The sequence below is a fragment of the Stenotrophomonas hibiscicola ATCC 19867 genome (genome assembly GCF_000382065.1).
Classification (GTDB): domain Bacteria; phylum Pseudomonadota; class Gammaproteobacteria; order Xanthomonadales; family Xanthomonadaceae; genus Stenotrophomonas; species Stenotrophomonas hibiscicola.
In genome coordinates this window covers 254,544-268,813 of sequence record NZ_KB907501.1, presented here as the reverse complement: position 1 = coordinate 268,813, position 14,270 = coordinate 254,544, and the positions used below count along the sequence as shown (strand labels likewise).

The window sequence follows — 14,270 nt, the reverse complement described above, 5'->3', positions numbered from 1 at the left end:
CGCGCGGTGAGCCGAGCGTGGGCTCGGCTCTACAGAGGTCCGCGTGCCGACCCCGGCATTGCCGCTTACCAGGCCATGCGCACGCCCACCTGGCCACCCACGTTGCGGTAGCCGTGCTCACCGCGCTGTACGCTCAGCCCGCCCCATGCGCCCCAGCGCTGGCCCAGCTTGAACTCGGCACCGGCCTGCACTTCATAACGATTGCGCGGCACATCCGCGCCCAGCGTGTCATCGTTGAACTGCAACGTGCTGATGCCGCTGCCGCGCAGCCAGTTCATGCCCAGGTACGGCTGCACGGTGTTGCCGGCCGCAGTGCCATGACCGAACACACGTATGCCCAGGCGCCCACTCAGGCCACCGGCATCGGCGTGGTCGATCACCGTGCCATTGCTCTCCACGTGGCGATCAGCGCGGAAATCGACATAGCTCAGCTGCAGCTGCGGCTGCACATACAGCGCGCTGGCGATGCCCTGCCACACGTTGAAGGTGTAGCCGGCCTCCAGCGACGCACTTGTCATGCGCGAATCGTAGTGCTCCGGCTCCAGGCCGATGCCCTGCACCCGGTTATCGAAACGGCCGTGCTGCAGGTTTGCATCCATGTACGCACCCTGCGTGCCGTCAGCGGCCTGCAACCAGGTGCCGTACACACCCACCGCGCTGCCGCGCACCCGACCCTTGGCGCTGTAGCCGGTCAGATCGGACACTGCACTGCTGTCGGCACGCCCCGTGCCCAGCATCACGCCGAACGCTGCATTGCCTCGGCGAACCAGATCAGTGCCAATCTGCAGCACCGAGGTGTTGCCATCAATCGACAGCTGACCACCGACCGCGCTGAAGTCCGCCTGCTGACGGCCCACGCGCACCCACGCGGCACGGCCTTCATCCAGCGAAACGGCACCGATGCGGTCGTTCAGGCGATGGGAAAACATGTTGATGGCTGCCGACTGGTTGGCCAGGTACGCCCCGGCTTCGGGACGCAGCACCGGCACCGGATCCACCGGATCCACCGGATCCACGGGGTCCACCGGATCGATGGGGTCAACCGGATCAACCGGGTCCACCACACAGCCCGGCGCGGCCGGATTGTCCTTGCAGACATCAAACCATTGCGAACGCAGATACCAGTTGCCATCGGTGGGATCAGTCACGCCCCCCTTGAAGAGGAAGTACTCATAGGAGCCGCCCACGGCGCGGCCGGCCAGCGTATAGGTTGCCAGCGATGCACCGTCCACTTCGATCAGCTGGATGCCATCGGTGGTCTGAGCGCCAACGCCGCCAATGTTCCTCACCGCAATGCTTGCATCGCCCGAAGTATCGCCACGCACATGCAGGCGATCAAAGGCGCTGTCGTCACCGCCCAAGGCGCCCTGGAACAGGAACGTGGCGCCTTCGCTGTGCAGGTCGCCCTCCACGGTGAGCGTGTTGAAGCGGCCACTGGCGTCGGACAACGCCACGCCGCTGTTGCGCACATCCAGCTCGCCCACCGTAGCGTCGCCGGTCAGTGTCCACTGGCTACCGCTTTCAATCGCCATCGTCTGCACCAGGTTGGACGTGCCCTGCCACAGCGACCCGTCTGCCAGGCGCACGTGCACATCGGACTGCGGCACCAGACCGGCATCCTCGTCCTCGGGCGTGATGACGATGTCGCCGACCATCTGCGAACCACCCCGGACGACCACATCGAAGCGACCGGCCACCGCCGCATCCAGCGCGATGGCGATGCCGTTGCCACCGGATACGTAAGCGTTGTTGGACAACGTCAAACCCGGGTCACGGCTGCTCCGTACCCAGACACCGCCATGCTGGGCGCTCACCAGCGAACTACCATCGATGCCCAGGCTGCCGTTGTCATTGATGACGGCGGCCCATGCGCCCTCACCCTCGGTACGGACGTCGGTCCCGGTCAACGTCATCGCACCGGTGCCACCGGCCAGCACACCGTAGGCCTCGCGCCCCTCGGTGCGGATGATGCTGTCGTCCAGGTGGATGCTGCCGCCCTTGCGTGCCACGGCGCCAATGGCCCCGACGCCAGACGTAACAACCTGGGTCGCACGTGCGCTGATGGTCGGATCGATACCGATACCAGTGAAGTCGGCATACAACCCATGGCTGCTCTCGCCCGACGTGGTCACATTCACACTGTCTAGATCCACCGTACCGGTTCGCACATCGATGCCGACAGCGCGATCACCCTCGCTGATGACGGAACTGCGTGCCATCGCCAACGTTGAATCGGAGAACATCTTGACGGTTCCCGTCCCATCGCCGGTGCTATGGAAGCTGGAGTCCACCACAGTGACTGCGTTGCCGCGGCCATTGATGTCCAGCGCGATGCCGCTGGCCCTCACGGTGCTTCCCGCAAGGTCGAGCTGGTTGTTATCGGCCAGCCAGATGCCGGACGCACCCTCAATCTCAACGCCGGTCAGGCTCATGTTCGCTCCGGTGGCCGACACCGCCCGGCTGCCCAGCCCCATTGCCGAGATCGAGCCACCGGTCATCGTGATGTCACCGCCGCCGGAGAGACCCACTGACGACACCCCCTCCATGCGGATGTTCACATCCTGCAGCGTGGCCTGGCTCCCGGTATGGGCCACAACGCCCATGCCGGTACCCTTGTTGATCACGTCGGTCGCCGTCAGATTCAGTTCACCGCCCGTCGTCGCCAGTGCCGTGGTGGCACCGAAGCCGGTGGTGACCAAGGTCGAACCGTTCAGTTCGATACGACTACCAGCGCCTTCGGCACGCGCCGCGGATGCACCATCGCCATCCGTACTCACGTTGACCGCACCCAACGGCACGATGCTGCCGCCATTCAGCGCATGGAACGCATGATTGCCCACTCCGGTTGCACTGTAATCGCCCGCTGCCGGGATTTGCGCGTCACCGTCCGCAATGACCTGCTGTGCGTGTGCCTTGACGGGAATGCCAACGGCGAGTGTAGCCGTCAGTGCCAAGGCCAACGCCGAGTAGTGGACCTGATCGATTTGCATGTCCGGATCTCCATTTGTCGAGACCGGCATGGTGGATGTCGCGTTACCCACCCACCATGCAATTAGTTGCAATGTGGAATACGGCATAGCCACAGCACTTGCGTCACCACTTGTCGCGACACAACCGAATTAGCCTGTCAGCGCTCCACCAACATCGCGCAGATTGACGCGTTGCCCCCATTCAAGAAAAATGGCGAGAATGCGACGACATTGCGAAACCGGAATCATTCAGCACCTGCTACAGCAACTGCGCTCGTACCCCAGCTTTCGTGAAGTCCAGTCTCTGGCGTGACAGCTGTGACGGTTCCGCGGAAGGTCACATCAGCGCCATCCTCACGGACTGAAGGTTGGTGCAAGATAGTAGTAGGCACTGCTGTCCAGGCTTGGGTACATCGGCGAGCGCAGCGAAATGACTCCGGTGCGGATGCTGGAGGACTGCATCCGTCCGCCGCGCGAGAACACAAGCGCTGTGTAGTTGATGGTGTATTGCAGGCCATCGCCGGCGCGCGTTTCGTACATGATTTCCATCTCCTCACCCAGACGCAGCGGCGTGCGGTCGAGAGCATTCCAGTACACGTCGAAGGCCAACAGGGCCGAATCGGCAGAGGTGGCGTAGGACGCATACGTCCTGCCTTCATACTGCAGCTCCCCCACATAGGTAAGCCCCGGCACGTCCAGGCGCACGAAGATCGGAATCGGTCCTCCGGGGAATGAGCACTTCCTCATTGCCGAGCGCCCGCGCTCCTGGTCCATGAACATCCGAGGTTGTGTCGGAGCGGATGCATAGAAAGAATCAAGCACAACGTCGGGGTACGCCGAGTACTGCTCGCATGCCGCTGCCGTACCGAAGACCATCAGTGCACCGGCCAGAACCACCGCCTTCAACTGGAGCGGGGCGCGCAACACTCGTTTGCTGCCGGTGTTGGCCGCACGTAATGCGCGGGATGCGTTGGTGCGGCGCGGCGGAGGGAATAGTGCGGAACGAATGCGGTCATGAGTCATGCTGGCACCTCGGAAAAGATCGAACCATCCTCGCCGAGGCCGCCATGCTGCGCCATCAAACTGGTTGCAGAATCACCAACGCACCACACCTGCAGGAGATCGTCGCGCGCACATCATGTGCACGCGCGATCCGCTGCACGGCCTTACCAATAGCTCACGTTGAGCACCGCCTCACCCTTGATAAGACCCGGCATCAACGGCTCATCGGTGCGGATGTAGCGAGCCGTGAATGCGATGTCATGCGTCCCGCCAACACCCGGCTCGAAATTCCAGATTCGTCCAAAGTTCACTTCGCCTCCCGCTTGCAGCAGTTGCACCCGCACGCCCTTCGCATTCGAATCGGCCGTGGGTGTCAGCTGGCTCCCCGAATTTTTCGGGTCGCCAGCATCGGTCAATGTGATCTGCGCGCGCGGTGCATCCGTGCCGCAGTTCAGGCGGACCGCCACCGGCTTCTCCTTGGCAGTGCTGCCCGGCGTGGACAACTCAGCCCACTGGACATCCTGAAGCGTTTCCGAGACATCCCGCAACGGACACGTCACGGCCGGGAACTGGGGTGCCAGGTAGTAGGGCGCACTGGAATCCAGACCAGGATGCGCGGGAGATCGCAGCGAGATACTACCTGTGCGAATACTGGAAGTGCGCATCCGTCCTCCGCGCGAGAACACCAGCGCGGTGTATGAGATCACGTACTGTACACCGTCTCCAGCGGTGGTCTCGTACTCCATTTCAAGCTCTTCGCCCAGGCGAAGAGGCTTGCGGTCAGCCTCATTCCAGTACACATCGAACGCCAGTAGAGCCGAGTCTTCAGAAGTGGCATACGATGCGTAGGTTCTACCCTGATACTGCAGGTCACCCACGTAGGTAAGTCCCGGAACGTCCAAGCGCACGAAGACAGGAATTGGGCCGCCCGGGAACGAGCACCGCCTCAGTGATGACCGGCCTCTTTCCTGGATCATGAACCTCTGCGGGTCCTCCGGGGCATTCGTAAAGACGGTATCAAGGACAACGTCTGGAAACGCGGTGTAGTGCTCGCACGCCGCTGCCGTTCCGGAGAAAACCAGTACACCGGCAAGGGCAGCCGACCTCGGCCGGAGTTGGCCGCGAGACACGCGCTTGTTGCCGGCCTTGGCAAATTCGGCTGCGCGGGACAGATTGGTTCCGCGCAGCGGAAAGAAGAATGCGGAACGAATGGGATCAAGCCTCATGTTGGCGCCTCGGCGGCGGTGGCCCATCGTCGCCGCCACCGCTATGCAGCGCCATCGAACTGGTTGCAGAATCGCGGGCACACAGGCACTCGCGCACATCTCCAGCGGAAGCGAGCCGCTACACGGTCTTACCAGTAGTCGACGTTGAGCACCGCCTCTCCCTTGATCAGACCAGGCACCAGTGCCTCGCTGGTGCGGATGTAGCGCGCGGTGAAGGCGTGATCGTGCACGCCGCCGACGCCAGGCTCGAAGTCCCAGGTCTGGCCGAACTGCACTTCGGTGCCATTGCGCAGCAGCTGCACGCGCACGCCTTCAGCATCGGAATCGGCTGTGGGCGTCAGCTGGCTCCCGGTGTTGCCCGCATCGCCGGCGTCACTCAACGTCATCCGGGCGCGCGGCGGATCGACACCGCAGTTCATGCGAATCGCCACCCGCTTTTCCTTGGCTGTCCCACCAGGAGTGGACAATTCTGCAGTCTGCACGTCGTCCAGCGTCTCGTCGCTGTCCTGCAACGGACACGTCGCCACAGGAAAGTGCAGGGTGTAGGAGCTGTTGTAGGCACCATCAATTGCCGGGTGCTGCGGGGAAGTCCAGGTCAAGGACACGTCAAACGTATACGTACGCATCCGCCCACCTCTGGAGAAGAACTCGGGCCGGAAATCGACGTTCGCATTCATCGGCGTCTGTACCTGGATGGGATAGGTCTGTTCGCGTCCCACTTCAAGCGGGACGCGCTCCCAGCCAACAACCTGCTCAAAGGTGAAGATCACCAAGGGAGATTCCGGCCCGAACTCGTAAGCCGGAAAGGTCATGCCCAGATAGTCGAGGGTGCCGACATAGGTCAGCCCTGGTGCGTCCAGGTGCAGATTCAGATCGAAGTCGGCCGTGCAGTTATTGAATGTTGTGGGGCCATTGCTCCCTCTGAACCATCGGCCACGCTGCTCCGGATAGGTGTCATGGGTGTATTCCCGATGCCTTGGAGTGTTGCTGAAACCTGTGCACGCCTGGACCATCGCGGACACCGTCAGCAGTGAGAGGCCAATCACCAGTGCCGCTGCACGCAATCGCGTGTTCTTTGCCATTGGCTCTCGTTTGAATGCAACGTTCATTGTCATGCTCCCTGGGCGTTGACCCGCCGCCTCACTCGTAGTCAGCAGTAACCACGATCTCAGTGGAAACTTCACCGGCACTCAGCGAAGAACCGGTCGGTGCGTGATACGCCGCCCGCAGGTCATAGCGCGCGGTGGCGCCGGTCACCGGCACATCGATGCCGGTGTCACCGTCCTTCAGATAGGTGTTGCCGGTGGTGCCCGACAGCAGCGAAATCGACACACCGTCGGCGGCATCGGTGGCAGCGGTGTTTTTCCAGCGATCGGCATCACCGTCGGCCGGCGTACCGGAGAACGACAGCACCGCCTTGCTGACGCCCACGCAACCGGTGAACTCCAGCGCACCGGCCTTGATCTGGCTGTCCTGCCCAGGGGTCAAGTCGCTGGCTTTGACCTCGTCCAAGGCGATCGGCGCAGCGGTGAGCGTGCAGGTGCCGGGCAGAACGCGGCCGGTGATGGTCAGGGTGGCGCTGTCGGCCAGGGCCAGCGGCGCAGCGGCCAGCAGCACGGTGGACAGGGTGAGTCGGTTGATCAGGTTCATGGGGTACTCCAAGGTGAAAGAAGAAGTCGGGATCAGGGGGTTGATTCGCTTGCTGCATCCAGTGCGGCCTGCAGGCCGGGGCTTGGCTTGCGCAGCGGCGTGCACACCGCCTGGCTCCACGACAGCCCATAGGCATCGGGCGCGTCGGGGGTGGTGTACCGCAGGCGGCAACGGTTGGGGCCTTCAGGGTCGACAATCAGCTCGCCCTGTTCCGGTGCGCCGCGCAGCTGGATCACGCCGCCCTGGCCAACGGCGCCGTAGGCACGGCCGCTGTCGTCCTCGATGCGCGCGGCAAACGGCAACGGTTGGCCCAGCGCATCGGTGGCATCGATGAACAGCGTGCGTTCGCGCTTGGCATTGAACGCCACGCGCACAATGCTGCCCGCCGTGGGTGCCACCCGCTGCGAGGTCTGCAGCAGCTCCACGTCCATCGGCAGGCCCGACGGATCCAGTTCGATCTGGTTCCAGCGGTAGGGGCTGACATGCGGCAGCAGCGCGTAGCCGTTGCGGCCGATGCGGACATCATCGCCATAGCCGATGCGTGCACCTTGCGCGCCGTCGGCCTGCACCAGCGCAAAGCCATCACCCAGGGGGGCGCCGAAGTTGATGCCATCCCGGTGCAGCACCACGCTGCCCGCCGCGCTGGCATTCATGGCGCTGTAGTCGCCCGAGCGGCTGTAGCCGGCCGTCACTGTGCCGTGGCCACCACGATAGGTGGCATATGCACTGGTGCTGCGCTGGCCGCCGCTGCCGTCGCTGGCACCCACGCTGTAGCTGAGCTGCTGCGATTCGCCCAGCGTGCCGCTCAGGCCCAGCTGGCCCTGTTCGCCACGGGCAGAATGGGCCAGCTGCGTGCTCAGGCGCGGGGCGCGCGGCGCGGTGCCCAGCGGAATGCTGAGGCTGGCGGTGTAGCGCGTATCCTGGCGGCCGTCACCCAGGCGGTAGCGCATGGCAGACAGGCTGTAGCTGGCGCGGCCGATGCTGCTCTGGAAGCGCAGCTGCAGGTCGTTCTGCTGCGGAGAATCGCCCCAGTAGCGCACATGGCCGCCACTGAGCGAAAGGCTGCTGCGCTCGCCCAGGCGCTGCGAGAAATTCACCTGGAAGCGCTGGCGCGCGCGGCCAGCGTGGCCCCAATCGTCACTGCGCGACAGCGCGAAGTCGTTCAGGGTCATGTAGCCGCGCGTGCTGTAGCGATGCGCAGCCAGGCCGAAGTTGGTGCCGGTGGCAGCCACGTAGCGCTGGTAGTTCACCCGGAAGCTGTTGCCGGTCACCTGTTCGCCATTACCCAGGCGCGCACGCGAGTGGGTCACATCGGCACCGAATGCACCAACGGGCGTGTTGACTGCGCCACCGAACAGCGCCGCCTGGAAATCCTCGGCGATCTGCACGCCGCCCAGCGCGGTGAAATGATTGCTGATGCCACGCGCGTAGGTGCCTTCGGCAAACCGCAGCGCCTCGCGCTCGCCACGCGCGTCGCGCAGCTCACCGGCGGTGGCACTGAAGCGGCTGGCGCCCGGGCGCAGTGCCTGCGGCACCGCAGAGAAGTTCACGGTGAAGCGCTGGGTGCGGCCATCGGCTTCGGTAACGGTGACCTCCAGATCACCGCCGAAGTTGGTCGGGTACAGGTCCTCGATGGAGAACGGCCCCGGGGCAACGCTTACCTCGTGGATGATGTTGCCGTTCTGGCGGATGGTCACCAGCGCATTGCCCTCGGCAATGCCCTGCACCACCGGCGCGAACCCGCGCAGGGAATCGGGCAGCATGCGTTCATCGCTGGCCACGCGCGCGCCGGTGAACGACAGCGATTCAAACAACTCGCCCCCGGTATTGCCCTGCCCCAGCAACAGCTGGCTGTTCCAGGCCGGAAGATCGCGTTGCAGGTAACTGCTGATCACATCGTGGCGGGTGCCATGGCTGCTCTGGCTGAAGGACGAACGGTGGCGCAGGCGCCAGGCCCCCAGGTTCAGGCCCGTGTTCAAGCCAAGATAGGTCGCATCCTGGCCTTGGGCACGGTTGTGGTTGACGTTGTAGTCGAAGAACGCAGCGGTAACGCCATGGTCGCGCTGGTCCGGTGCCACGTAGCCGCGTGCATTGCGCGCCTGTGCGGCCTGCGGCACGTTCACAAGCAACTGCAGGTTGCCTGCATCGAATTCCACGGTGGCGCCTTCCACCAGCGCAGGCAATGCAATGCAGCCCTCTGCATCTTCCTGCAGATCGGCCAGGTAGCTGTCCTTCAGATTCAAGCGGCCCAGCAGCGCCATCGGCAGGCAGGGCGTGGCACCCACCGGCGCCGGTGCCTCGACAAAGCGGATGTCGCGGTTCTCCAGGAACTGCCCGTTCACCACCACGTCCAGCGGATAGTCACCTGGCTCCATCGGATTGCCCTGCGCATAGCGCTGCATGTCGATGGCCTTGCCACCAATCAGGAACCCTGCGCTGAACTGCAGCGGCTCACCGTCGCCGGCATGGGCGTGGCTGGCCACTGCCATGGCCATTGCAACGGCAATGGCCACGCCCAGCGGACGGCTGATCAGGCGGCAATGATTGCGGCAAGGGAAGGCTCGCTTTTGCATGGCAAACGTCACTCGATGAGGCCAAAGCCGACATCGCTCGTAGTCGAAGTGGGCCGAAGCGTAGACAGCCCCCCGCCGCCTTCCCATGCAATTTGTTGCAAAGCGACAACACGGAACGCAAAGACGCGGCTTTCCGTGAATGCGCCGTTTTATGGCGATTCAGCGTTGTTTTCACGATGCGACGATGGTCAATCGAATGCGTTGCAGATCACGCACCTCCCGCTTTCAATCGACGGTCGCAGGGTCGAATGTCGTTTCCTGACTGCGCGCTTTACCGCAAGCACGAACCCGCGCGTTGCACAAGCACCTTGCAACTAATTGCATGTTCCCGGCGGGCATGCCCGGGAACACTGGGTGCATCCGCTGGCACGCCCAATGCGGATTCATTGATCCCCCTTCAAAGGACATCCGCATGTCGAACACGTTGAACATGATTGTTGCCGGTGCGCTCGCACTGGCTGTTTCCCCCGCCGCCTTCGCTGAAAAGCTGGAGATCACCGGCGAACTGATGACCAGCACCTGCGCGGTGGATGCCGTGGGCGGCACCATCACGGTGCCGATGGGCAAGGTTGATGTGGCTTCGGTCAATGCGTCCGAGCGCGCTGGCATGAAGAACTTCAGCATCCAGCTGGACTGCACCGGCTCCGGCGCGACGCAGGATGTGGGCGTGCGCTTCGGCGGCACCCCGGACGGCAGCACCGGCAACCTGGCCCTGAACCCCGACCCGAACGCGGCCTCCAACGTGGGCGTCGCCCTGTACGACGTGGCCGGCAATCACCAGAAGCTGGGCGAGGACCCGCTGCAGTGGGTGACCATTCCGGCCGCCGGCAAGGGCCAGCTGGATTACAGCGCGTGGTACGCCTCGCCGGGGCAGAACGCTACCGCCGGTGTTGCCAATGCGTCCGGCGACTTCGTCGTGCTCTACAAGTAATCCCTTCTGCACGCCGGCCCAGGGACGGGCTGGCACGCACTCAACCGAGGTATCTGCAATGAAGTTCCGTGCAATGACGTGGATGACCGCGCTGCTGGCTGGCGCATTGGCGCTGCCGGCATCGGCAGCGGTAACGCTGCAGGGCACGCGTATCGTGCATGACGCAGCCAAGGGCCGCGACGTGACCGTAAAGGCCACCAATACCGGTGAGCAGGCGGCGATGGTGCAGGTCTGGATTGACGATGGCGACAGCCATGCACGTCCTGAGAACGTGCGCACGCCGTTCCGGCTGACCCCGGCCGAACCGCGCCTGCTGCAGGCGCACCAGGGCCAGGCCTATCGCATCACCTACGCGCCGCGTCCGTCGGAAGCACCGCTGCCGACTGATCGCGAATCGGTGTTCTATTTCAATCTGCTGGACATTCCGCCCAAGCCCAGCGATGCCAGCGGCAAGAACCTGCTGCAGTTCGCGGTGCGCACGCGGATAAAGCTGTTCCATCGCCCTGCCGGCCTGCCCGGCAACGCGCGCGATGCGGCAGCGCAGCTGCAATGGCGCGCCGAGGGCAACGCGCTGCAGGTGCGCAATCCCACGCCCTACCACGTAACGCTCAGCACGCTGACCCTGTCTGACGGGCGCACGGTGGAGGTGGACATGGTGGCACCCGGCGCACAGGTACGCCTGCCGCTGCCGGCCGGCTCGGCGATGCCGACCACGGCCAGCTTCACCTGGCTGGATGACTACGGTACGCCGCGCGAGGCCGAGGCACGTATCGAGCGGTAGGTGCAGCGCACCACCATCTACTCTCCGTTGAGCCGAACCATGCTCGTCGGCGCCTCGGTCAGCCCGTATCTGCCCGCGAACTGGTTGCCAGATCGCGCCGGTGGTGGCATCGCCTTCGAGGATGAAGTGCTGAAGGTCGGCATTCCGCGAAACCATTATGAACTGAGCGCGGGTGCGCGGATGGAGTTCCGTTCCGGATGCAGTGCGTGGGATGGCTTCGGCGTGATGCGCGGTGACAGCGGGTACCGGGGAAGCAACGGACAACCTGTCGGTGGCGTACAGCTGTTACCGCGCCGGCATGCCCGGCGCCGTTCCACTGTGCACGATGCGCCTTCTGTAGAGACGAGCCCATGCTCGGCTGCTCTCCGGTCAGGTCACGAAGAACGCCGCGCTTAGCGCGGTAGGCTGAGCATCTGCTCAGCTCCACAAGGGTCTTGCGCGTAGCTTCCAGCGCTCTCTGCCATCGCCTTAACCGCCCTGAAGCACGCGCGCCAAATAAGCCGGTTTTGCAACTAATTGCATGGGCCAGAGCTGTACCTGCACCCAAAATTCGTGCCGATCAAGACACAGGTTGCCTACTTAGGCCCATCACGCACGCTTCACGCGAACAGGTCGAAAAGGCCACATACGTGAACGAGTGCCTGAACGACTCTCTGTGTCGACTCTTTCCCAGAAAGGACAAGACCATGAACCGTCATCGCACCCGCACTGCTCATCCTCATCAACGCCCGCTGGCGCGTGGCATCGTCCTCGCACTCTGCATGCTGCCGCTGGCCGGCGCCTGGGCCGGTGATCTGGACGGTACCGTGGCATCGGTCAACGACGGCGACCCGATTGAGGAATGGACGCTGCGCAACGACGCGATATTGAACGTGACGGGTGGCCAGACCAACAACATCCGTGCCGTTGATTCACGCGTGACCATATGGAATGCCACCATCAACCGCAGCGGCTCCCACCAGCGTGCAGTGGAACTGGACGGGACGGCACGCTTCGAATCAGAGTTCAGTACGATCCGTGGTGGCGGCATCCTGGTGCAGGGCTCCTCGTCGGCGCACCTGATCGGCAGCCGCATTCTTGTCACCGCTGCCGACGGCCTGCTGCCAAGCAATCCACTCAGCATCGGCCTGACGCTGGGCAGCACCCCCGGCGGCATTCCCTTGCCCGGCGCCTGGTCCATTCTGGATTCCACCCATGTGCGCGTGGAGGACACGACAAGCGGTAGCGATATGTCCAGTGGTCTGGGCGTGCGCATGGAAAACGGCCGGGTAGACATCGTCAATGGCTCGGAAATCGACGCCGACAACGTGGGGGTGTTGATGTACGGCTCGATCCATACGCCCGACACGCTACGTCTGGGTATTGACGGTTCCACTATTCGCTCCGGGCGCGGCGCGGCGATCCGCGTGGGCGCCGACGAGGCTGCCGACTTCGAGATCACCGTGGCAAACGGTGCACGGTTGATCGGGGGGAATGGCAACCTGCTGCAGGTGGACTCGCTTACCGGTAGCAGCACGCCGGGGGCCAGCCATGTGCGCTTCAACGTGGATGACGCGCGCCTGATCGGCAATGTCAGCTTCGATGCCGCAACGGTTGATGGCAGCCTGGACGTCTTCCTGCGCAACAAGGCGCAGATCGACGGCCGCTTCATCAACGTCACCAGCGCCACCATCGATACCGACAGCGCCTGGCTGATGACCGGCGACAGCAGCGTGGGCCATCTCACCCTGGGCGCCGGCGGTACCGTGGCGCTGGGCAATGGCAGCAGCTTCAACACCCTCAGCCTGGACGAGTTCACCGGCAACGGCGGCACCCTGCTGTTCAACACCCAGCTGGGTGACGACACCTCGCTGACTGACACGCTGGTGATTGCTGGTGATGCCAACGGCCAGGCCAACGTGCGCGTGCTCAATGCCGGCGGTGCTGGTGCCAAGACCGAACGCGGCATCGAGCTGATCGACATCGGCGGCGCCTCCAACGCGCAGTTCGATCTGGTCGGCCGCGCTGTGGGCGGCCAGTACGAGTACTTCCTGGTGAAGGACGCCAACGGCAACTGGTACCTGCGCTCGGAACTGGCGACCACGCCGGACCCGTGCCTGGCCGACCCGACCCTGCCGCAGTGCAAGCCGATCATTGATCCGATTGATCCCATCGACCCGATCACCCCCATCCCGATCCTGCGCCCGGAGACCGGCGCCTACCTGGCCAACCAGTTCGCGCTCGACCAGATGCTGCGCCACAGCTACCGCGATCGCCAGGGCGGCGCCGCGGCGGCGGAGGGCATCCGAGGCTGGGCCCGCGTGGACGGCACCCAGAGCAAGCTCGGTGCAGTGGATGACCAGCTCGACCTGCGCGTGGACCGCTCGCGCCTGCAGCTGGGTGCGGACGTCGGCGTGTTCGATGACGGCCGTGGCCGCGTCGGCGTGATGGGTACCGCGGCACGCAGCAGCGCCACCTCGCGTTCGGACGTGACCGGTTTCAGCGCACGCGGCAAGGTGGAAGGTGGTGCTCTGGGCGTGTATGGCAACTGGGCCAATGATGCAATGTACGTGGACGCCAGCGTGCAGCGCGGCCAGTTCCGCAACCGCGTGCAGGGCGACGGTCTGGCCGAAGAGCGCTACGACTCGGATATCTGGCAGCCGTCTGTGGAAGCCGGCTACCGCTTCGGCATCGGCCAGATCGGCAACACCGCGCTGAGCCTTCAGCCGGAGGTGCAGCTGATCTACACCGACGCGAAGACCGACGTGCATACCGAAACCAATGGCACCGTGGTGCGTGCAGCGGGTAACAGTGGCCTTTCCGGCCGTGCCGGCCTGCGCCTGCAGGGTGAATCGCGCTCGGCAGCGGGTGCCTCGGTCAGCCCTTATCTGGCGGCCAACTGGTACCGCGATGGCGCGGGTAATGGCATCGCCTTCGATGATGAAGTGCTGAAGGCCGGCATTCCGCGCAACCGCTATGAACTGAGCGCAGGTGCGCGTGTGGAATTCCGTTCCGGTTTCAGTGCATGGGGCGGGTTTGGTGTGATGCGTGGTGACAGTGGGTATCGCGAGGCGACCGCCAACCTGTCGGTGGCGTACAGCTGGTAATGGGAATAGAACGGCGCCGACATCTCCGGCGCCGTTCTGCTTTCTGTAGAGC

At 64.1% G+C, this 14,270-nt stretch carries 10 protein-coding genes; 4 read left to right on the top strand and 6 right to left on the bottom strand.

Annotation, left to right across the window (positions count from 1 at the left end):
• Positions 1-65: 65 nt before the first annotated feature.
• From G370_RS0113370 to G370_RS0113345, 6 genes are all read right to left on the bottom strand, one after another.
• Positions 66-2,990, bottom strand: a complete 2,925-nt coding sequence (locus G370_RS0113370; protein ID WP_019661058.1) for an autotransporter family protein — start codon at positions 2,988-2,990, stop codon at positions 66-68.
• Between the two features lie 333 nt (positions 2,991-3,323).
• A complete protein-coding gene (locus G370_RS0113365; protein ID WP_245541221.1) occupies positions 3,324-3,992 on the bottom strand; it encodes a hypothetical protein in 669 nt (222 codons plus the stop codon).
• Positions 3,993-4,135: 143 nt separating this feature from the next.
• Positions 4,136-5,197, bottom strand: coding sequence for a fimbrial protein (locus G370_RS0113360; RefSeq protein WP_245541220.1), 1,062 nt, complete (start codon positions 5,195-5,197; stop codon positions 4,136-4,138).
• A 128-nt stretch (positions 5,198-5,325) separates the two neighbouring features.
• Positions 5,326-6,306: a fimbrial protein gene (locus tag G370_RS1000000121925; RefSeq protein ID WP_237707029.1), complete on the bottom strand. Its 981-nt coding sequence runs from the start codon at positions 6,304-6,306 to the stop codon at positions 5,326-5,328.
• A 31-nt stretch (positions 6,307-6,337) separates the two neighbouring features.
• The gene (locus tag G370_RS0113350; RefSeq protein WP_019661054.1) at positions 6,338-6,847 is read right to left on the bottom strand and encodes a fimbrial protein; all 510 of its coding nucleotides are present in this window, start codon (positions 6,845-6,847) and stop codon (positions 6,338-6,340) included.
• 32 nt (positions 6,848-6,879) lie between these two features.
• Positions 6,880-9,420, bottom strand: coding sequence for a fimbria/pilus outer membrane usher protein (locus G370_RS0113345; RefSeq protein WP_026347138.1), 2,541 nt, complete (start codon positions 9,418-9,420; stop codon positions 6,880-6,882).
• 412 nt (positions 9,421-9,832) lie between these two features.
• Between G370_RS0113345 and G370_RS0113340 the strand changes: the two genes are divergently transcribed.
• The 4 genes from G370_RS0113340 to G370_RS0113330 all read left to right on the top strand — a co-directional run bounded on the left by G370_RS0113340 (position 9,833) and on the right by G370_RS0113330 (position 14,218).
• On the top strand, positions 9,833-10,351 hold the full coding sequence (locus G370_RS0113340; protein ID WP_019661052.1) for a fimbrial protein: 519 nt from the start codon (positions 9,833-9,835) through the stop codon (positions 10,349-10,351).
• A gap of 58 nt (positions 10,352-10,409) precedes the next feature.
• On the top strand, positions 10,410-11,132 hold the full coding sequence (locus G370_RS0113335; RefSeq protein ID WP_026347137.1) for a fimbrial biogenesis chaperone: 723 nt from the start codon (positions 10,410-10,412) through the stop codon (positions 11,130-11,132).
• Positions 11,133-11,528: a hypothetical protein gene (locus G370_RS1000000121635; protein WP_154081344.1), complete on the top strand. Its 396-nt coding sequence runs from the start codon at positions 11,133-11,135 to the stop codon at positions 11,526-11,528.
• A 290-nt stretch (positions 11,529-11,818) separates the two neighbouring features.
• Positions 11,819-14,218, top strand: a complete 2,400-nt coding sequence (locus tag G370_RS0113330; RefSeq protein WP_026347136.1) for an autotransporter family protein — start codon at positions 11,819-11,821, stop codon at positions 14,216-14,218.
• The last annotated feature ends 52 nt before the right edge of the window (positions 14,219-14,270 follow it).